This is a genomic window from Paraburkholderia sediminicola (genome assembly GCF_046027355.1).
Lineage (GTDB): Bacteria > Pseudomonadota > Gammaproteobacteria > Burkholderiales > Burkholderiaceae > Paraburkholderia > Paraburkholderia sediminicola_B.
This window is the reverse complement of the sequence record NZ_JAQQEK010000005.1, coordinates 259,770-278,173: the sequence shown is the minus strand read 5'-3', so window position 1 is coordinate 278,173 and position 18,404 is coordinate 259,770. Positions and strand designations below refer to the sequence as shown.

Annotated in this window: 18 protein-coding genes; 2 read left to right on the top strand and 16 right to left on the bottom strand. The window is 63.0% G+C overall.

Annotation, left to right across the window (positions count from 1 at the left end):
• Positions 1-53: 53 nt before the first annotated feature.
• The 6 genes from PQR42_RS11470 to PQR42_RS11445 all read right to left on the bottom strand — a co-directional run bounded on the left by PQR42_RS11470 (position 54) and on the right by PQR42_RS11445 (position 6,394).
• On the bottom strand, positions 54-1,844 hold the full coding sequence (locus PQR42_RS11470; protein ID WP_408493634.1) for an acyl-CoA dehydrogenase: 1,791 nt from the start codon (positions 1,842-1,844) through the stop codon (positions 54-56).
• Positions 1,845-1,946: 102 nt separating this feature from the next.
• Positions 1,947-2,882, bottom strand: a complete 936-nt coding sequence (locus PQR42_RS11465; protein ID WP_408385752.1) for an electron transfer flavoprotein subunit alpha/FixB family protein — start codon at positions 2,880-2,882, stop codon at positions 1,947-1,949.
• 23 nt (positions 2,883-2,905) lie between these two features.
• Positions 2,906-3,655, bottom strand: coding sequence for an electron transfer flavoprotein subunit beta/FixA family protein (locus tag PQR42_RS11460; protein ID WP_408385750.1), 750 nt, complete (start codon positions 3,653-3,655; stop codon positions 2,906-2,908).
• 237 nt (positions 3,656-3,892) lie between these two features.
• Entirely contained in the window at positions 3,893-4,690 is a 798-nt protein-coding gene (locus PQR42_RS11455) for a MetQ/NlpA family ABC transporter substrate-binding protein (RefSeq protein WP_408385748.1), read from the bottom strand.
• A 26-nt stretch (positions 4,691-4,716) separates the two neighbouring features.
• Positions 4,717-5,370 (bottom strand): methionine ABC transporter permease, encoded by a 654-nt coding sequence (locus tag PQR42_RS11450; RefSeq protein ID WP_132373517.1) that lies wholly within the window; start codon positions 5,368-5,370, stop codon positions 4,717-4,719.
• The gene (locus PQR42_RS11445; RefSeq protein ID WP_091800121.1) at positions 5,360-6,394 is read right to left on the bottom strand and encodes a methionine ABC transporter ATP-binding protein; all 1,035 of its coding nucleotides are present in this window, start codon (positions 6,392-6,394) and stop codon (positions 5,360-5,362) included. The genes PQR42_RS11450 and PQR42_RS11445 overlap by 11 nt, the downstream gene beginning before the upstream one ends.
• Before the next feature lie 241 nt (positions 6,395-6,635).
• On the opposite strand from PQR42_RS11445, the gene PQR42_RS11440 reads away from it, so the two are divergent.
• Complete coding sequence (locus PQR42_RS11440) at positions 6,636-7,541, top strand: alpha/beta hydrolase (protein ID WP_408493633.1); 906 nt, start codon at positions 6,636-6,638, stop codon at positions 7,539-7,541.
• Between the two features lie 21 nt (positions 7,542-7,562).
• Here the strand turns inward: PQR42_RS11440 and PQR42_RS11435 are convergent, their stop codons facing one another.
• Positions 7,563-8,363 (bottom strand): enoyl-CoA hydratase, encoded by an 801-nt coding sequence (locus PQR42_RS11435; protein WP_408216042.1) that lies wholly within the window; start codon positions 8,361-8,363, stop codon positions 7,563-7,565.
• 58 nt (positions 8,364-8,421) lie between these two features.
• Positions 8,422-9,345 (bottom strand): histone deacetylase family protein, encoded by a 924-nt coding sequence (locus PQR42_RS11430; RefSeq protein WP_408385744.1) that lies wholly within the window; start codon positions 9,343-9,345, stop codon positions 8,422-8,424.
• A 296-nt stretch (positions 9,346-9,641) separates the two neighbouring features.
• On the opposite strand from PQR42_RS11430, the gene mltB reads away from it, so the two are divergent.
• Positions 9,642-10,790, top strand: coding sequence for a lytic murein transglycosylase B (gene mltB / locus PQR42_RS11425; protein WP_408216250.1), 1,149 nt, complete (start codon positions 9,642-9,644; stop codon positions 10,788-10,790).
• 104 nt (positions 10,791-10,894) lie between these two features.
• Here mltB and cysM read toward each other — a convergent pair whose 3' ends face one another.
• The 8 genes from cysM to PQR42_RS11385 all read right to left on the bottom strand — a co-directional run bounded on the left by cysM (position 10,895) and on the right by PQR42_RS11385 (position 18,395).
• Entirely contained in the window at positions 10,895-11,797 is a 903-nt protein-coding gene (gene cysM / locus PQR42_RS11420) for a cysteine synthase CysM (RefSeq protein ID WP_106283257.1), read from the bottom strand.
• Between the two features lie 274 nt (positions 11,798-12,071).
• Positions 12,072-12,437: a ComEA family DNA-binding protein gene (locus PQR42_RS11415; RefSeq protein WP_408385742.1), complete on the bottom strand. Its 366-nt coding sequence runs from the start codon at positions 12,435-12,437 to the stop codon at positions 12,072-12,074.
• Positions 12,438-12,514: 77 nt separating this feature from the next.
• The gene (rfaD, locus tag PQR42_RS11410) at positions 12,515-13,507 is read right to left on the bottom strand and encodes an ADP-glyceromanno-heptose 6-epimerase (RefSeq protein ID WP_106283259.1); all 993 of its coding nucleotides are present in this window, start codon (positions 13,505-13,507) and stop codon (positions 12,515-12,517) included.
• 145 nt (positions 13,508-13,652) lie between these two features.
• Positions 13,653-14,660: a D-glycero-beta-D-manno-heptose-7-phosphate kinase gene (rfaE1, locus tag PQR42_RS11405; protein ID WP_408216052.1), complete on the bottom strand. Its 1,008-nt coding sequence runs from the start codon at positions 14,658-14,660 to the stop codon at positions 13,653-13,655.
• Positions 14,626-16,029 (bottom strand): UDP-glucose dehydrogenase family protein, encoded by a 1,404-nt coding sequence (locus tag PQR42_RS11400; RefSeq protein ID WP_408216055.1) that lies wholly within the window; start codon positions 16,027-16,029, stop codon positions 14,626-14,628. The genes rfaE1 and PQR42_RS11400 overlap by 35 nt, the downstream gene beginning before the upstream one ends.
• Positions 16,030-16,176: 147 nt before the next feature.
• Positions 16,177-17,352, bottom strand: a complete 1,176-nt coding sequence (lapB, locus tag PQR42_RS11395; RefSeq protein WP_106313802.1) for a lipopolysaccharide assembly protein LapB — start codon at positions 17,350-17,352, stop codon at positions 16,177-16,179.
• A gap of 68 nt (positions 17,353-17,420) precedes the next feature.
• A complete protein-coding gene (locus PQR42_RS11390; protein WP_095418546.1) occupies positions 17,421-17,714 on the bottom strand; it encodes a LapA family protein in 294 nt (97 codons plus the stop codon).
• A gap of 357 nt (positions 17,715-18,071) precedes the next feature.
• Positions 18,072-18,395: an integration host factor subunit beta gene (locus PQR42_RS11385; protein WP_012433973.1), complete on the bottom strand. Its 324-nt coding sequence runs from the start codon at positions 18,393-18,395 to the stop codon at positions 18,072-18,074.
• Positions 18,396-18,404 lie beyond the last annotated feature (9 nt).

The window sequence follows — 18,404 nt, the reverse complement described above, 5'->3', positions numbered from 1 at the left end:
AACAAACGGCGCCAAGGCGCCGTTTGTTTTTTCAAGCGAAGTAAAAAGCAGCGTCAGAACTGATCTTCCGACAAAGCCAGCACACTCTCTCCACCCTTCGCGCTGACAATCGACGCCTCGAACGCCGACGCCAGCGGCAACACATGCTCCGCGTAGAACTGCGCGGTCGCGATCTTGGCGCCGTAAAACGACGGGTCTTCGTCGCGCTTCTGAGCCGCCACGAGCAGCGCACGCGCCATCTGCCAGCCGCCAAGCACAATGCCCGCGAGCTTCAGATACGGCACGCTGCCGGCGAACACCGCATTCGGATCGCCCTTCGTATTGGCGACAACGAAATCTACCGCCGCGCTCAACGAGTGATGTCCCTGCGTCAGATACTTCTTCATCGAGTCGAACGCCGGGCCTTGCTGCGTGCCGAGTGCCTCGATCGTTTCCGTCACATCGGCGAGCAGCGACTTCGCCACCTTGCCGCCGTCGCGCACGGTCTTGCGGCCGATCAGATCGTTGGCCTGAATCGCGGTCGTGCCTTCGTAGATCGTCAGAATGCGCGCATCGCGGTAGTACTGCGCGGCGCCGGTCTCTTCGATGAAGCCCATGCCGCCATGCACCTGCACGCCGAGGCTCGTGACGTCGATCGACAACTCCGTGCTCCAGCCCTTCACGATTGGCACGAGGTATTCATAGATCGCCTGATGTTCCGCGCGCGTGCCCTCGTCCGCGTGACGATGCGCGATGTCGCAGTGCGCCGCGGCCACATAAGCCAGTGCGCGCGACGCCTCGGTGAGGCCGCGCATGGTTGCGAGCATACGGCGCACATCCGGGTGCTGAATGATCGCGACCGGCTGCTTCGCGGAGCCATCCACGGGACGGCTTTGCACGCGATCTTTCGCGTACGCCACCGCCTTCTGATAAGCGCGATCCGAAATGCCGACGCCTTGCATGCCGACGGCAAAACGCGCCGCGTTCATCATGATGAACATGTACTCGAGGCCGCGATTCTCCTCGCCGATCAGATGACCGATCGCGCCGCCGTGGTCACCGAATTGCAGCACCGCGGTCGGGCTCGCCTTGATGCCGAGCTTGTGTTCGATCGACACGCAATGCACGTCGTTGCGCTCGCCGAGCGAACCATCTTCATTGACGAGAAACTTCGGCACGATGAAGAGCGAAATGCCCTTCACGCCTTCCGGCGCATCCGGCGTACGCGCCAGCACGAGATGCGCGATGTTCTTCGCCATGTCGTGCTCGCCCCACGTGATAAAAATCTTCGTACCGAACAGCTTGAACGAACCATCGCCCTGCGGCTCGGTGCGCGTGCGCACCAGCGCGAGATCGGAACCGGCCTGCGGCTCGGTCAGGTTCATCGTGCCGGTCCACTCGCCGGAAATCAGCTTCGGCACATAGGTTTGTTTTTGCGCTTCGGTGCCGGCGGTGAGCAGCGCCTCGATTGCGCCGTCAGTCAGCAGCGGACACAGTGCGAACGACAGATTCGACGCGTTGAGCATTTCGACGCACGGCGTCGCGATCAGCTTCGGCAGGCCTTGGCCTTCGTAGTCGACCGGATGCTGCACGCCTTGCCAGCCGCCTTCGCCGAACTGGCGAAACGCTTCCTTGAAGCCGGGCGTCGCGGTGACCACGCCGTCTTTCCAGCTGCTCGGATTGCGATCGCCTTCGACATTCAGCGGCGCCAGCACGCCACCGCACAGTTTCGCCGACTCTTCGAGGACGGCCTGCGCCGTCTCGAGGTTCGCGTCTTCGAAGCCCGGCAAGGTCGCGATGTCTTCGAGACCGGCCAGTTCTTTCATAACGAACAGCATGTCCTTGATGGGCGCCGTATAGCTCATTTCAGTTCTCCTCCCGCTTCTGATATGAAAAAAGGGCGCTGGACTTGATCGGTCCCGCGCCCTTCATGTGCTGCCAGACGCCTTTTAACGGCGCTACGGCGCTTAGCCGAGTTCGCTCACGAGTTCGGGCACGAGCGTGAACAGATCGCCCACCAGGCCGTAATCGGCGACGCTGAAGATCGGCGCCTCTTCGTCTTTATTGATCGCGACGATGACTTTGCTGTCCTTCATCCCGGCCAGATGCTGGATCGCGCCCGAGATGCCGACTGCAATGTACAGTTGCGGCGCGACGATCTTGCCCGTCTGCCCGACCTGATAGTCGTTCGGCACGAAGCCCGCGTCGACGGCTGCGCGCGATGCGCCCAGCGCTGCGTTCAGCTTGTCGGCCAGCGGCTCGAGAACCTTGGTGTAGTTCTCGCCGTTGCCCAGACCGCGGCCACCCGACACGATGATCTTCGCCGACGTCAGTTCCGGACGGTCCAGCTTCGTCACCTCACGGCTGACGAAAGACGAGATGCCGCTGTCGGCTGCCGCTTCGATCTTCTCGACCGTTGCACTGCCACCTTCTGCTGCAACCGGGTCGAAACCGGTCGTGCGAACCGTGATGACCTTGATCGGGTCAGCCGATTGCACTGTGGCGATCGCATTGCCGGCGTAGATCGGACGTTCAAACGTATCCGGGCTATCCACTGCCGTGATGTCGCTGATCTGCGCGACGTCCAGCTTCGCCGCGATACGCGGCGTGATGTTCTTGCCGTAGGCGGTTGCCGGCGCGAGGATGTGCGTGTAATCCTTCGCGATGTTCACCACCGTTGCTTCGATGTTTTCCGCGAGGCCCGCTTCGAGTTGCGGTGCGTCGGCCAGCAGCACTTTGCTCACGCCTGCGATCTTCGCGGCCGCATCAGCCGCAGCTTGTGCGTTGTGCCCTGCCACCAGCACGTGAATGTCGCCGCCAATCTTCTGCGCCGCTGCAATCGTGTTCAGCGTCGCGGCCTTGATCGACGCGTTGTCGTGTTCTGCAATTACCAGATTCGTCATTTTGCTCTGTCTCCGCGTTCTACTTAAAGCACCTTGGCTTCGGTCTTCAGCTTCTCGACCAGCGTCTTCACGTCCGGCACCTTCACACCGGCGGAGCGCTTCGGCGGCTCGACAACCTTCAGCGTCTTCAGGCGCGGCGTGACATCAACGCCGAGGTCTTCCGGCTTGACGACTTCCATCGGCTTCTTCTTCGCCTTCATGATGTTCGGCAGCGTCACATAGCGCGGCTCGTTCAGGCGCAGGTCGGTCGTGATGACTGCGGGAAGCTTTAAAGACAGCGTTTCCGCGCCGCCGTCCACTTCACGCGAGACGGTTGCTTTGCCATCAGCGACGACAACCTTCGAGGCGAACGTTGCTTGCGGCAGATTCGCCAGCGCAGCCAGCATCTGGCCGGTCTGATTCGAATCGTCGTCGATGGCCTGCTTGCCGAGAATGACCAGCTGCGGCTGTTCCTTGTCGACCAGCGCCTTGAGCAGCTTGGCCACCGCCAACGGCTGCAGTTCCTCCGACGACTCGATCAGAATCGCACGATCCGCGCCAATCGCCAGCGCCGTACGCAGCGTTTCCTGCGATTGCGTGACACCCGCCGACACAGCGATCACTTCCGTCGCCACGCCCGCTTCCTTCAGACGCACCGCTTCCTCAACCGCGATTTCATCGAACGGATTCATCGACATCTTCACGTTCGCGATGTCGACGCCCGTGCCGTCCGACTTGACCCGGACTTTCACGTTGTAATCGACCACTCTCTTGACTGGCACCAGGATTTTCATGCACACGCTCCAAAGTTACGAATACGTCAACCCAACGAACATTATAACGACTGCCCTCATGGCAGCCGTGTCGCGGGCGCTCTAGCAGGAGGATATCGCTCCTCAGCGGCGTGACGGCAATATCGAACGATCGTTCTATTTTAATCTCGAAAAAACCCGGGCGACAACCCCGGGTTAAGACCTACGACTCTAATTTTGCATCGCCGTCGTGTCTTGCTTGCTCTGCAGGCCGCCGACTCACCACGCGGTGATGACCGATCCGCCGAATTTGCTTTCAATGAACTGCTTCACTTCCGGCGAATGATACGCCGCGACCAGCTTGGCGACCCACGGCTTATTCTTGTCGGCCTCGCGGATCGCGATGATGTTCACGTAAGGACCTTTAGGGTCTTCCATCGCAATGGCGTCCTGCTTGGGCTTCAGACCCGCTTCCATCGCGAAGTTCGTGTTGATCGCCGCGGCGTCCACGTCGTTCAGCGAGCGCGGAATCTGCGCGGCATCGAGTTCGACGATCTTCAGCTTCTTCGGGTTGTCGACGATGTCGAGCGGCGTCGCCTTCAGGCCCGCGTCGGCACGCAGCTTCAGCAGACCCTGCTTTTGCAGCAACAGCAACGCGCGGCCGCCGTTGGTCGGATCGTTCGGCACCGCGATCTTCGCGCCCGGCTGCAGCTCGGCCAGCGTCTTCACTTTCTTCGAATAGATGCCCATCGGGTACGTGACCGTGTCCGCGATACGGATCAGTTTGTAGCCGCGGTCCTTCACCTGCGCCTGCAAATACGGGTCGTGCTGGTAGCTGTTCGCGTCCAGATCGCCGCCGGCGAGCGCGGCGTTCGGCTGCACGTAGTCGGAGAATTCGACGATCTTGATGTTCAAACCGTTCTTCGCCGCGACCGTCTTCACGACTTCCATGATCTGCGCGTGCGGACCGCCAGTGACGCCGACCTTGATCGTGTCTTCAGCGTGAGCCGCGTTGGCGGCGATGAGCGATGCGGCGCCGAGTGCGGCCGCCAGCTTGAGAATGAAACGACGTTGCATGATGGACCTTTCCGATGACTCTTGTTTTACTTATGGCTCAAACGACGCACGAGCCAATCCCCGAACGACTGCACCAACTGCACGAAGACGATCAGAATCACCACGACCGTCAACATCACTTCCGGCAGGAAGCGCTGATACCCATAGCGAATCCCGAGGTCGCCAAGACCGCCGCCGCCGATCGCGCCGGCCATCGCCGAATAGCCGACCAGCGAGACGAAGGTGATCGTCAAGCCGGCGACCACGCCCGGCAGCGATTCCGGCAGCAACACCTTGAAAACGATCTGGCTGGTGGTCGCGCCCATCGCTTGCGCCGCTTCGATCAGGCCGCGATCCACTTCGCGCAGCGCGGTCTCGACCAAACGCGCGATGAACGGCGCGGCGGCGATCGTCAGCGGTACGACGGCGGCCGCCGTACCGATCGACGAACCCACCACGAGACGCGTGAACGGAATCACGGCGACCAGCAGGATGATGAACGGCGTCGAACGGACCGCATTGACGATCACGCCCATCACACGATTCACGGCGATGTTCTGCAGCACGCCCTGGCGATCCGTCAGATACAGCAGCACGCCAAGCGGCAAACCCACAAGGGCGCCGACCAGTCCGGAAATGCCCACCATGACGAGCGTTTCCCAGAACGACTGGACGAACATATCGAACATTTCACTCAACATACGACAACTCCTCCACCACCACGCCCTGTTCACGCAGATACGTCAGCGCCTGCGCCACCTTCGCCGGTTCGCCGCCCGCGAGCACCGCGAGCGAGCCGAACGCCTGCCCCTGGATCTCGTCGATCTGGCCGTGCAGGATGTTGAAGTCGAGTTCGTAGCGGCGAATCGTTTCCGACAGGATCGGCTGATCGACGCCGGAGCCGGTGAACGCGAGGCGCAGCAAGTGACCGCTGCCGGTCTTGAGGCGTTCCGCGACGCGCGCCTTCATGGCGGGCGGCAGTTCCTGCGCGATCACGTCGCCGATCAAGGCGCGCGTGACTTCGTGATGCGGTTGCAGGAACACGTCGATGACCTTGCCTTCTTCGACCACACGGCCCGCGTCCAGCACGGCGACGCGGTCGCAGACCTGCTTGATCACGTCCATCTGGTGCGTGATCAGCACGATGGTCAGGTTCAGTTCGCGATTGATGCGCTTGAGCAGGTCGAGAATCGCCCGCGTGGTTTCGGGATCGAGCGCGGAGGTCGCTTCGTCGGAGAGCAGCACTTTCGGCTTGCTCGCGAGCGCGCGCGCGATGCCGACGCGCTGCTTCTGCCCGCCGCTGATCTGTGCCGGATACCGGTCTTTCTGCGCCGACAGGCCGACCAGATCGAGCAGCGGCAAGACGTTCGCTTCGATCTCGTCGCGCTTCATGCCGGCGAGTTCGAGCGGCAACGCGACGTTCTCGTACACCGTGCGCGACGACAGCAAATTGAAGTGCTGGAAGATCATGCCGATCTCGCGGCGCGCCTCGCGCAATTGCGCGGCGGGCAGCGTCGTCAGATCGCGGCCGTTGACGACGATATTGCCCTCGCTCGGGCGCGTCAGCAGGTTGAGGGTGCGCACGAGCGTACTCTTGCCCGCGCCGCTGCGGCCGATGATGCCGAACACCTCGCCCGCCGGAATCGACAGATTGACGTTGTGCAGCGCCTCGACCCAGCCCCGGGGCCCGGCGAACCGCTGGGAGATATTGCGTATTTCGATCATGGAAAAACGAAACGGCGGAGTCTGTCAGCGAGCGTGGTGTGCTCCCGACAAGCGGCCGCCGTTGCTTTTATTGGGATTTGAGCGCGCAATTCTACCGCAGCGTCGTCATTCCCTTTAATAATCAATTACGATCTTTTCATAACCTGAAAGCATTAGAGGCTTGCTCCGGGCGAGATGCTCGCGCGCGCATCACCGCTACGACTATGATCGGGCGGAACCAAATCAGGATAAGCGCGCGGTCATGGAGACATCTCAAAGCAGCAACGTGCGGTCCGTCGCGGGCAATGGCAACGCCGGCGAGCCGCAGCGCGCGTCGGTCACGACCGCCGACGGCGTGGAATTGCCGCTATACCGCTGGCCCGCCGCCGCGCCGCTACGCGCCACGGTCGCGCTGCTCCACGGACTCGCCGAGCACGCCGGCCGCTATGCTGCGCTGGCCGCGCGGCTGAACGCGGTCGGCATCGAGCTGGTGGCGATCGATCTGCGCGGCCACGGCCACGCGCCCGGCAAGCGCTCCTACGTGAAGCGCTTCGACGACTATCTGCTCGACGCACAAGCCTTGCTCGACGCCGCCGCGCAAAGCTGCGCCCCGCTCTTCCTGATGGGCCACAGCATGGGCGGCGCCGTGGCCGCGCTGTATGCGATTGAACGCCTTGAAGCGAGCGGCCGCCGCCTGAACGGCCTGATCCTGTCGAGCCCGGCGCTCGCGCCCGGCCACGACGTGCCGGGCTGGATGCTCAAGCTGAGCCAGGTGATCAGCCGTCTCTACCCGAGCTTCCCGGCGATGAAAATCGACGCCGCTTTGCTCTCGCGCCTTCAGCCCGTCGTGAACGCCAATCGCAACGATCCGCTCGTGCATCACGGCGCGATTCCCGCGCGCACCGGCGCGGAACTGCTGCTGGCGATGGCACGCATCGAGCGCGGCCGTGCCGGCTTGCGGGTACCGCTGCTGGTTTATCACGGCACCGCCGACAAGCTCACCGAGCCCGAACGCAGCCGCGAATTCGGCCAGCACGCAGGCTCGCCGGATAAGACGCTCACGCTGCACGAAGGCAGCTATCACGAGACGATGAACGACATCGACCGCGATCGGGTGATCGGCGCCTTGATCGAGTGGATTGAAAAACGGGTAGAGGTCAGAGCCTGAGCAACGCGCGGCAAGTCGGCGTCACGACTTCCAGTCGGGCGGCCGTTTGTCGATGAAAGCCTGCACGCCTTCGAGCGCCGACTCGTCCATCATGTTGCAGGCCATGGTCTGGCCGGCGAGCTGGTAAGCCGCTTCGATACCCATCTCCAACTGGCGATAGAAGAGGCCTTTGCCGGCGCTCACGGCTTCGATGGGCTTCGCGCAGATGCTGGTGGCGAGCCGCGCGATTTCCGAATCGAGCGCATCGGCCGGGACCACGCGGTTCACGAGACCTTGCTGCTTCGCCTCGGCGGCATCGATGAAATCGCCGGTGAGCAGCATTTCAAGCGCCGCCTTGCGCGACAGGTTGCGCGACAGCGGCACGGAAGGTGTCGCGCAGAAGAGCCCGAGGTTCACACCGGAAACGGCAAACCGCGCCGTGTCGGCCGCGACAGCCAGATCGCACATCGCGACGAGTTGACAGCCGGCCGCCGTGGCGATGCCCTGCACGCGCGCGATCACCGGTTGCGGCAAGCGCTGGATCGTCATCATGAGTTTCGTGCACCGGGCGAACAGCGCCTGGTAATACGCCAACGACGGCGCCGCGCGCATTTCCTTCAGATCGTGTCCCGCGCAGAACGCGCGGCCCGCGCCGGCAATCACCACCACGCGCGCATCCGCCCGCCCGATTTCGCTCAATGCGGTCTGCAGGTCGTCGAGCAAGGCCTCGGAGAGCGCGTTGAAGGCGTCGGGCCGGTTCATCGTCAAACGCACGACGCCCGGCACGCCGTACGCGCCGTGTTCGATCTCGACCAGTGAAGCGTTGCGCGCATCGGCATTCATGGCTCGCTCCTAATGCGTTTTGAGTGAATGCCGTCGCGCGGCGCGACGGCTTAGCGGCTCAGATGCCGGCCAGCGAGCGCACGTGGGCGACCACGCTGCGCCCGAGCGCGGACAGGTTGTACCCGCCTTCGAGACAACTGACGATCCGTCCATGCGCGTAACGCTTCGCGATCTCGCGCATCTGATCGGTAATCCAGGCGTAATCGTCTTCGACGAGGCCCATGTTGCCGAGGTCGTCTTCGCGATGCGCGTCGAAGCCGGCCGAGATGAACAGCATCTCCGGCTTGAAATCGTGCAGGCGCGGCAGCCACAGCATGTCCACCGCCTCGCGCACCGCCATGCCTTTCGAGCGCGCCGGCATCGGCACATTGCACATGTTGGGCGCCTGATTGTCGGCGCCGGTGAACGGATAGAACGGATGCTGGAAGATGCTGCACATCAGCACGCGCGAGTCGCCCGAGAAGGCCGCTTCGGTGCCGTTGCCGTGATGCACGTCGAAGTCGATGATCGCGACGCGCTGCAGGCCGTGCACTTCGAGCGCATGACGCGCGGCGATCGCGACGTTGTTGAAGAAGCAGAAGCCCATGGCGCGCGCCGGCTCCGCGTGGTGGCCGGGCGGGCGCACGCTGCAGAACGCATTATCGTAGCGGCCTTCGATCACCGCATCGGTCGCGGCGACCGCGGCGCCCGCCGCGCGCAACGCGGCTTGCAAGGTGTGCGGGTTCATCGTCGTATCCGGATCGATTTCGGCCGTGCCTTCAGCGGGCGAGCGGCTGCGAATGTAATCCACATGAGCTTGCGTATGCACGCGCAACAGCGCGGCATCGTCGGCGAGCGGCGGCGACTCGCGCTCGATCAGCGAGTCGATGCGGCTCGCGATCAACTGATCTTCGATAGCCTGCAGACGCGCGGGGCATTCGGGATGCCATTGCCCCATATCGTGCAGCAGACAGTCGGCGTGGGAATAGAAGCCTGTTGCCATGATTCTCTTTCTGCGACGTCACGCCTTCGAGGCGCGCGCGGCATGTCTCCATCCAGGGGTGCGCGCCCTCGGCGCGCCAACATGCATCAAGTTACCACACGATGCGGCTGTGACGCGTCAGGCACAGTTTTGCGCAGAGGCGTCGGGTATACTGCCCCGATCGGTTTTTTCCCCGTCTTTCCCTTGTCTCCTGCGCCACGCGCCTTTAGCTCACTATGACCGTCAAGCTTGCTCTGTCTGCACGAAACCGGCTAAGCGCCAGAACCATGGCCGCCGCACTGTCCGTCGCATCGTGCATGTTCATGGCAACCAGTCCGGCGATCGCGCAAAGCGCCGGCAAGAAACCGCCGGTGCTGCTCGCGCAAAGCCAACCGCAATCCGCGGTGCCGCAAGGGCAAACGTTTGAAGAAGAGATCATCCCGCAGCGTTACGCGAACAATGCCGATGTCAATGCGTTCATCAACGACATGGTCGCGCGCTACGACTTCGACGAATCCACGCTGCACTCGCTCTTTGCCGGCGTGAGCTATTCGGCGACCGCGGTCAAACTCGTGACGCCGTCGCCTTCGCCCTCGGTCAAGAACTGGCGCGTGTATCAGTCGCGTTTCCTCGACCAGATCCGCATCAATGCCGGCGTGCGCTTCTGGCGCGCGAACCAGGCCACGCTGCAACGCGCCTATGAAGAGTTCGGCGTGCCGCCGGAAGTGATCGTCGGCATCATCGGCGTGGAGACGATTTATGGGCGCTTCATGGGCAACTTCCGCGTGCTCGATGCGCTGACCACGCTCAGCTTCGACTATCCGAACACCGCGAATCGCGCGGATCGCCAGGCGACCTTCCGCAAGAATCTCGAAGACTACCTGGTGTGGACGCGCGACTCGCAGATCGATCCGACCACGGTGCTCGGCTCGTACACCGGCGCGATCGGCATTCCGCAGTTTCTGCCGAGCAGCATCGTCCAATACGCGGTGAGCTACGACGGCAACAAGCAGATCGACCTGCGCACGAGCCAGGCGGACGCGATCGGCAGCGTGGCGAATTATCTGCGTCAGAACGGTTGGGAAAACGGCCGGCCGGTGGTGTGGAAGATCGGTTCGGACGCCGGCAGCCTGGGCGTCGCGCAAGCCGCCGCAGACGGCCAACCGGAGCCGCACTGGCCGCTCAGTCAGTTGCTGCGCGCCGGGTTGTTACTGAACGAACCGGACGTCGATATCGCGTCGGAGGCCGGCACGCCGGTGACGGTGGTGGACCTGCCCTCGCCGGGACGTGGCACCGAGTTCATGCTGGGCTTGAAGAACTTCTACGTGCTGACGCGCTATAACCGCAGTTTCTTCTACGCTCTCGCGGTGTATCAGTTGGGCCAGCGGGTCAAGGCGCAGATGGAAGCCGGCGACGCGACGAACGCGGGCAACAACGCGGCGGCGCCGGTTGCGGCCTCGCAATAACTTTGATGCATGCGCCGCGTGCGCCTCGCGAATCGATGAAATTGAAAAGCGCCGGTCTTGAACCGGCGCTTTTTCGTTGGCGAGCGAGATTTTGAGCGACGCGCTTATGCGGGAAACACACCGGTCGACAAATAACGGTCGCCGCGATCGCAGACGATGAACACGATCGTCGCGTTCTCGACCTGCCGCGCGACGCGCAGCGCCACTTCGCAGGCGCCGCCCGAGGAGATGCCGGCAAAAATCCCTTCCACCGACGCCATGCGGCGCGCCATCGCTTCCGCGGCGGCCTGGCTCACGTTCTCGACACGATCGACGCGGCTGCGATCGAAAATCTTCGGCAGATAGGCTTCCGGCCATTTGCGAATGCCCGGAATACGCGAACCCTCTTCGGGTTGCGCGCCGATGATCTCAATCGCCTGATTCTGTTCTTTCAGATAAGTGGACACACCCATGATCGTGCCGGTCGTGCCCATCGACGACACGAAATGGGTAATGCGCCCTTCGGTGTCGCGCCAGATTTCCGGGCCCGTGCCCTCGACGTGCGAGGCCGGGTTGTCCGGGTTGGCGAACTGATCGAGGATGATGCCCTTGCCTTCGCGCTGCATCTGCTCGGCCAGATCGCGTGCGTACTCCATGCCGCCCGTGACCGGCGTGAGCACGATCTGCGCGCCGTACGCGGCCATGCTCTGACGGCGTTCCACCGACAGATCTTCCGGCATGATCAGGACCATTTTGTAGCCACGGACCGCGGCCGCCATGGCGAGCGCGATGCCGGTGTTGCCACTGGTCGATTCGATCAGCGTGTCGCCCGGCTTGATGCGTCCACGCGCTTCCGCTTTCTTGATCATCGACAACGCCGGGCGATCCTTCACCGAGCCCGCCGGGTTATTGCCCTCGAGCTTCGCAAGGATCACGTTATTGCGGCTGCGGATCTCGTCGTCGGGGAGCCGGACGAGTTGTACGAGCGGCGTATTGCCGATCGTGTCTTCAATCGTTTTGTAAGCCATATCGGTTCTGGTGCTGTCGATGCGCGGAGTCTTCAATCCATCGATTCTAAACCACCGTGCCCGCGGCTGCCGTGCGGCCCTTCTGCCCGCATGGATGCAGGCGCCCCGTCAGCGAGCGCACGCAATGCAAAAAGCCCGCGGCTGCGAACCGCGGGAGCCAGTCATCTGCATGACAGCTGAAGGAGTGTTACTGCCAACTCCGACCATGAAGGGGAACGACGGGGACGGACTCCGCGCGCGGGTCACGAGGCCCGCACGCAAAGTCCGCGTGAGGCTATTTCTTCACTGCCACCGTGGCGCTGTTCTTGGGCGTGGCGGCCGAAACGGCCGCGCCTTGGGTCTGTGCAGACGCCGTAGCCTGCGGGTTAGCAGCCGCGCCAGCCGGACCGACAGCGAGACCCTCCGCCTGCAGGCGCTCGACGGTATGCCCGCCCATGCCTTTGACGCGCTTGCCGAGGTCGGCCGGGTCCTTGAACGGACCATGCGCTGTACGCTCGTCGAGAATGGCTTTCGCTTTGGCAGGACCGATGCCCTTGATGCCGCGCAGCGCATCCTCATTAGCCGTGTTGACGTCGACCGCCGCATAAGCGTGGCCAAAAGCGGCGAGCATGGCCGCGGTAACCAGAATTTTTCGAAACATATGGAATCTCCCTCGTACAACCGGTTGGCGACCATCACCAAACGGGAGATTCCAGTTTAAAGAGGGATCCGAAAGATTTACACCTGGCCGAATAGCCAACGAACGTAACGATCGACACCTTCCTGAACACTCAGGAACGGCGCGTCGTAGCCGGCCGCGCGCAGCTTCGACTGATCCGCTTGCGTGAAGCACTGGTACTTGCCGCGCAACGCATCGGGGAACGGAATGTATTCGATCAGCCCGCGCTGCACCTGATCCGCGAGCGACAGCGCCGGTTCGTTGTTCAGCGAGCGCAACGTGTTGACCACCGTGCTGGCGATGTCGTTGAACGGTTGCGCGCGCCCGCTGCCCAGGTTGAAGATGCCCGACTTGTCCGGATTGTCGAAGAAGAACAGGTTGACCTTCACCACGTCTTCGACGGACACGAAGTCGCGCGTCTGCTCGCCCGCGGCGTAGCCGTTGTATTCGCCGAACAGCTTGACCTTGCCCTCGGCGCGGAACTGGTTGAAGTTGTGAAACGCCACCGACGCCATGCGCGCCTTATGCGTTTCGCGCGGCCCGTAGACGTTGAAATAACGGAAGCCGGCAATCTGGCTCTTCGCGGTGGGCAACACACGGCGGATCACCTGATCGAACAGGAACTTCGAATAGCCGTAAACGTTCAGCGGCTGCTCGACTTCGCGCTCTTCGACGAAACGGCTCGACCCGCCGTACGTTGCCGCTGACGACGCATACAGGAACTGGATGTTCTGCGCGAGGCAGACATCGAGCACGTCGCGGCTGTAGCGGAAGTTGTTGTCCATCATGTAGCGGCCGTCGGTTTCCATCGTGTCCGAACAGGCACCTTCGTGGAAAATCGCCCGCACCTTGCCGAAGTCGCCGCGCTTGAAGCGTTCGACGAACTCGGTCTTGTCGAGGTAATCGTCGATCTCGCAGTCGACGAGGTTCTTGAACTTGTCCGCGCGCGTGAGATTGTCCACGGCGATGATGCGTTGTTCACCGCGCTCGTTGAGCGCCTTCACGAGATTGCTGCCGATAAAACCGGCCGCGCCGGTGACGATGAGGGTCATGATTGATGATCCTGCGGTAGTGAGCTTGGCATTGGATCGGAGTCAGCGCTCTGCGCTCACTCCGATCGACAGGTTCAGTCGACGCCGCGCGGATCCTTTTTACACGCCGTTCATAAAAGTACAGCGAGGGACCCGGCGGGCCGCATCAGTGAAAAAGTTCGTCGTAGTCGACAGTGGCGGTGCCGAGTTTCCCGACCACGATGCCGGCCGCGCGATTCGCGAGCCCGACCGCCTCGACCAGCGTGAGACCCGCGCCGAGCATGGCGGCGAGCGTGGCGATCACGGTGTCGCCCGCGCCCGAGACATCATACACTTCGCGCGCGACAGCCGAGGCGTGCAGGATGCCGTCGTCCGAGAAGAGCGTCATACCCTCTTCCGAACGCGTCAGCAGCAGCGCCTTGAACTGCAGATCGGCGCGCAGCTTCGTCACGCGGGCAATCAGATCTTCTTCCGATTTCCACTGGCCGACCACCTCGCGCAACTCGGCGCGGTTCGGCGTGATCAGCGTGGCGCCGCGATAGCGTTCCCAGTCGTCGCCCTTCGGATCGACCAGCACCGGTTTGCCCGCCGCATGCGCCTTCGCGATCATCTGCGTGACGTGAGTCAGGCCGCCCTTCGCGTAGTCGGACATCAGAATCACGTCGTGCGACGGCAGCAGTTCGTCGAACCGGGCGAGACCCGCGAGCAACACTTCATGCGCCGGCGAGTTCTCGAAGTCGACGCGCAGCAACTGTTGCTGGCGCGACAGCACGCGCAGCTTGATCGTGGTGAGGAGCGCCGGATCGCGTTCGAGATGCGGCTTCACACCGCTTTCGGCCAGCAGTTGCACGATGCGCTCGCCGGGTTCGTCGTGGCCGACCACGCACAGCAAGCCGGCTTGCGCACCGAGCGCGACCGCGTTGCGCGCGACGTTCGCCGCGCCGCCGAGGCGGTCTTCCTGACGCTGCACGTGCACGACCGGCACCGGCGCTTCCGGCGAAATGCGGTTCACGTCGCCGAACCAGTAGCGATCGAGCATGACGTCGCCCACCACCAGCACGCGCGCGGCGGCGAGCTGTTCGCGCGGCACGACGGTGAGCTGCGGCGCGGGCGTGGACGGCGTGGCGCCGGGCACGGTCTCAGGCATCGGCCGGAAGTTCAGAGGGTTGGGCATAAGGGCGTCCAATCGAGTGGTAGTCGATGCCGAGTTCGGTCATCGCGTCCGGTTCATACAGGTTGCGGCCGTCGAAAATCTGCGGCGACTTCAGCACCGATTTCAGATGCACGAAATCCGGGCTCTTGAATTCTTTCCATTCGGTCACGATCACGAGGGCGTCGGCGCCCGTGAGCGTTTCGTCCTGCGTGGTCGTGAAGGTGAGGCGCGCGAACTGGTCCGGTGCATCATGCAGGTCGATGGCGAATACGCGGCGCGCTTCGGTCACCGCGACCGGATCGTACGCGCGCACCTGGGCGCCGCGCGCCAGCAGTTCCGCGATCAGGCGACGGCTCGGCGCCTCGCGCATGTCATCGGTATTCGGCTTGAACGCGAGGCCCCACACGGCAAACGTGCGGCCGCTCAGATCGTCGCCGAGCTTGTCCGTGATCTTGTGCACCAGCACGTCTTTCTGCTTGTGGTTCACTTCCTCGACCGCTTCGAGGATGCGCAGATTGTGACCGCTCTCGCTGGCCGTGCGGATCAGCGCCTGCACGTCCTTCGGGAAGCACGAGCCGCCATAGCCACAGCCGGCGTACAGGAAGTGATAGCCGATCCGCGGATCCGAGCCGATGCCGCGGCGCACAGCTTCGATATCCGCGCCGACGCGGTCCGCCAGATTCGACATCTCGTTCATGAACGAGATGCGCGTCGCGAGCATCGCATTGGCCGCGTATTTCGTGAATTCGGCCGAGCGCACGTCCATGTACAGCGTGCGTTCATGGTTGCGGTTGAACGGCGCGTACAGACGCTTCATCAATTCGCGCGCGCGCATGCCGGGTTCGTCTTCGTCAATGCCGATCACGATGCGGTCGGGACGCATGAAGTCGTCGACCGCCGCGCCTTCCTTCAGAAACTCGGGGTTGGACACCACCGAAAAACGATGCTGCGCGCTGGCGGCGAGCCCGCGTTTAGCCAGTTCTTCTTCGACCACCGTGCGTACGCGCTGCGCGGTGCCGACCGGCACCGTCGACTTGTCGACGATCACCTTGAAGCCGTTCATCGTGCGGCCGATGTTGCGCGCCGCTTCGAGCACGTATTGCAGATCCGCAGAGCCGTCTTCGTCCGGCGGCGTGCCGACCGCGATGAACTGCACGTCGCCGTGCGCGACGCTGGCTTCGACATCCGTGGAAAACGTGATGCGGCGCGCCGCCCGCGTGCGGGCGATCATCTCCTGCAAACCGGGCTCGTGAATGGGCACGCCGCCGTTGTTGAGGATTTCGATCTTGCGCGGATCGACGTCGAGACAGAAAACGTCGTGACCGATCTCGGCGAGACACGCGCCAGTGACGAGACCCACATAGCCCGTGCCGATAATGGTGATTTTCATACGCTTTCCGGTAGAGGGTTCCGGTGATGATTCCCGGTGATGAAGCCGGTCAGAAACACATTGCGAAATCCGCCCGCGCAGGGACGGTTGCCCTACGCCGGGCGGCGGCGCGACCGCGCGCCCGCAGCCGACGTTGCCGCCCGAGCATCAGTTCGACGCGGTGATCGGCTCGACGCGACGCGGCGCATAGGTTTCCCAACCGCTGCACCCCGGGCACTGCCAGTAGAAAAGCCGCGCCCTGAAACCGCAATTCTGGCACGTATACCGTGGCAGATTTTTGGTGCGCTGACGGATCAGCGTGCGCATCAGTTCGAGTTCGCTGCGCCGTGGTTCTTCCGCGACGGCTTCCTGCGCCTCGAGCAGCCGCGTCATGCCCGCCAGATTCGGCGACTTCTGCATTTGCGAGCGCGCCAGCGCGTGGGCGGCGTCCGGTCCGCGCAGCGATGCGACGTGCTGATAGGCGACATCGAGCAGGTCGTTGGTCGGATAGCGGTCGACCCACGTGGTGAGCAGATCGGCGCCATCCTGCGGGCGGCCGAGCGCCTCGTAGGCCTTCATCAGCTTTTCCGCGACCAGCGGCAGATAAGCCGGATTCTGCTCCTCCACGCGCCGCCATTGGGCGATGGCCGCTTCCTGCGCACCGCCGGCCGCGTCGACGTCGCCAAACAGGATCGTGGCGCGCACGTTGGTCGGGTTCGCCTTCAGCGCGAAGCCGAGCTGGCGGCGGGCTTCGTCCGGCTTCTTCTGTTGAAGCGCTTCCTGAGCGAGTTCGCAGTGGAACTGCGCAATTTCCTTGTCGAGCGACTCCGCGCCCATCGTTTCCAGATGGCGCGCAGTGTCGATGGACTTGACCCAGTCCTTCTCGATTTCGTAGATGGTGAGAAGCGCGCGCTGCGCGCCCAAGGCGTAGTCGCCGGTTTCGAGCGAGCGAAACGTTTCTTCCGCGCGATCGAGCAAACCCGCCTTCAGGAAGTCTTGCCCCAACTCGTAGAGCGCGTGATCGCGCTCGCTGACCGGCAGGTCGGCGCGGCTCAACAGATTCTGATGCACGCGAATCGCGCGATCCGTTTCACCGCGGCGACGGAACAGATTGCCCAGCGCGAAGTGCAACTCGACCGTTTCCGGATCGAGCTTGACCACTTCGATGAACGCATCGATCGCCTGGTCCGGCTGCTCGTTGAGCAGGAAATTCAGGCCGCGAAAATATGAGCGCGGCAGGTTGGCGCTTTCGGACAGCAGCGTCTTGAGGTCGTAGCGCGCGGCCATCCAGCCGAACGCGAAAGCGACGGGTATGACAAGCAGCCACCAGAAGTCTAGATCCATGCGATTAATGCAAATGTGCGGGAAAGCGAAGGCGGAAAGCCGCGCTCACGATGCGCGGCGGAAGAAATTCAGATCAACGGCGGCATGGGTGGTTGTTCGACCACGACCGGGGTTTCGCGCGCCACCCGCAACTCGCGCTTGAGCCGGCCATTCTCCATGCGCAAGCGCAGCATGGCTGGCATCGACGACACCAGCCCGGCCAGCAGCCCCACCACGAAGAACGCGAGGCCGATCAGGATCAACGGCGCCGACCATGCATAGCCGGCGAGGAAATTCAGCGTAGCAGGTTGTGTATTGGAGAGCGCCAGCACCAGCAGCAGCACAAACACCAGCACACGGATCAGCCAGACGATAAATTTCATGAATAGGTCTCTTGACGGCAGTTGCGGGGTGACGCCGGCTTGATGACGCGTCGCGCCACGGTGTTGCCCGCGCCGAAGTGACCCGTATTGTAATTGAAGCCCTCGCGGCTGGGCAGGAACTGGCGGATTGGGGGCTTACGCGGTTTTATCTTCTCGCGGGCGGGTGGGTCAGCTTGTCTGGGGTTTGACTGCCGTGCTTGTGTGCCGTGGGTCAAGCCGGGCGGAACGTCGCGGCGCAAAAACGCCAAACGCACAGACGAAAAAAAAGCGCCCGAAGGCGCTTTTTCTGGTCTTTTGCCGACTGGCTTTGGCCGCTGACGCTACCAATGCCACGCTGCAAACAGCACAGCGAAGCATTTACAGGTCGTCATCCGGCTCTTCGGCCTTCAACGGCTCACCCGCGCGACGATCTACCCGCTCGCGCAATTCCTTGCCCGGCTTGAAGTGCGGTACGTACTTCTCAGGTACCAACACCTTCTCGCCCGACTTGGGATTACGCCCGACGCGGGAGGGACGGCGGTTAAGCCCGAAGCTGCCGAAGCCGCGAATTTCGATGCGATGACCGTTGGCAAGTGCCTCAGACATCGCATCAAGCATCGTCTTCACTGCGAAATCCGCATCTTTAAGGACAAGTTGCGGAAATCGCGCAGCCAGCTGGGCGACCAATTCCGATTTGGTCATACTGCAGCA

Excerpts from the sequence above, each read along its gene's own strand:
- mltB (WP_408216250.1), top strand. The coding sequence starts at position 9,642 with ATGTTCATGGCAACCAGTCCGGCGATCGCGCAAAGCGCCGGCAAGAAA.
- PQR42_RS11400 (WP_408216055.1), bottom strand. The coding sequence starts at position 16,029 with ATGAAAATCACCATTATCGGCACGGGCTATGTGGGTCTCGTCACTGGC.
- PQR42_RS11450 (WP_132373517.1), bottom strand. The coding sequence starts at position 5,370 with ATGTTGAGTGAAATGTTCGATATGTTCGTCCAGTCGTTCTGGGAAACG.
- PQR42_RS11465 (WP_408385752.1), bottom strand. The coding sequence starts at position 2,882 with ATGACGAATCTGGTAATTGCAGAACACGACAACGCGTCGATCAAGGCC.
- PQR42_RS11460 (WP_408385750.1), bottom strand. The coding sequence starts at position 3,655 with ATGAAAATCCTGGTGCCAGTCAAGAGAGTGGTCGATTACAACGTGAAA.
- PQR42_RS11445 (WP_091800121.1), bottom strand. The coding sequence starts at position 6,394 with ATGATCGAAATACGCAATATCTCCCAGCGGTTCGCCGGGCCCCGGGGC.
- PQR42_RS11385 (WP_012433973.1), bottom strand. The coding sequence starts at position 18,395 with ATGACCAAATCGGAATTGGTCGCCCAGCTGGCTGCGCGATTTCCGCAA.
- PQR42_RS11390 (WP_095418546.1), bottom strand. The coding sequence starts at position 17,714 with ATGAAATTTATCGTCTGGCTGATCCGTGTGCTGGTGTTTGTGCTGCTG.
- rfaE1 (WP_408216052.1), bottom strand. The coding sequence starts at position 14,660 with ATGCCCAACCCTCTGAACTTCCGGCCGATGCCTGAGACCGTGCCCGGC.
- PQR42_RS11455 (WP_408385748.1), bottom strand. The coding sequence starts at position 4,690 with ATGCAACGTCGTTTCATTCTCAAGCTGGCGGCCGCACTCGGCGCCGCA.
- lapB (WP_106313802.1), bottom strand. The coding sequence starts at position 17,352 with ATGGATCTAGACTTCTGGTGGCTGCTTGTCATACCCGTCGCTTTCGCG.
- rfaD (WP_106283259.1), bottom strand. The coding sequence starts at position 13,507 with ATGACCCTCATCGTCACCGGCGCGGCCGGTTTTATCGGCAGCAATCTC.
- PQR42_RS11470 (WP_408493634.1), bottom strand. The coding sequence starts at position 1,844 with ATGAGCTATACGGCGCCCATCAAGGACATGCTGTTCGTTATGAAAGAA.
- PQR42_RS11430 (WP_408385744.1), bottom strand. The coding sequence starts at position 9,345 with ATGGCAACAGGCTTCTATTCCCACGCCGACTGTCTGCTGCACGATATG.
- PQR42_RS11435 (WP_408216042.1), bottom strand. The coding sequence starts at position 8,363 with ATGAATGCCGATGCGCGCAACGCTTCACTGGTCGAGATCGAACACGGC.
- PQR42_RS11440 (WP_408493633.1), top strand. The coding sequence starts at position 6,636 with ATGGAGACATCTCAAAGCAGCAACGTGCGGTCCGTCGCGGGCAATGGC.
- PQR42_RS11415 (WP_408385742.1), bottom strand. The coding sequence starts at position 12,437 with ATGTTTCGAAAAATTCTGGTTACCGCGGCCATGCTCGCCGCTTTTGGC.
- cysM (WP_106283257.1), bottom strand. The coding sequence starts at position 11,797 with ATGGCTTACAAAACGATTGAAGACACGATCGGCAATACGCCGCTCGTA.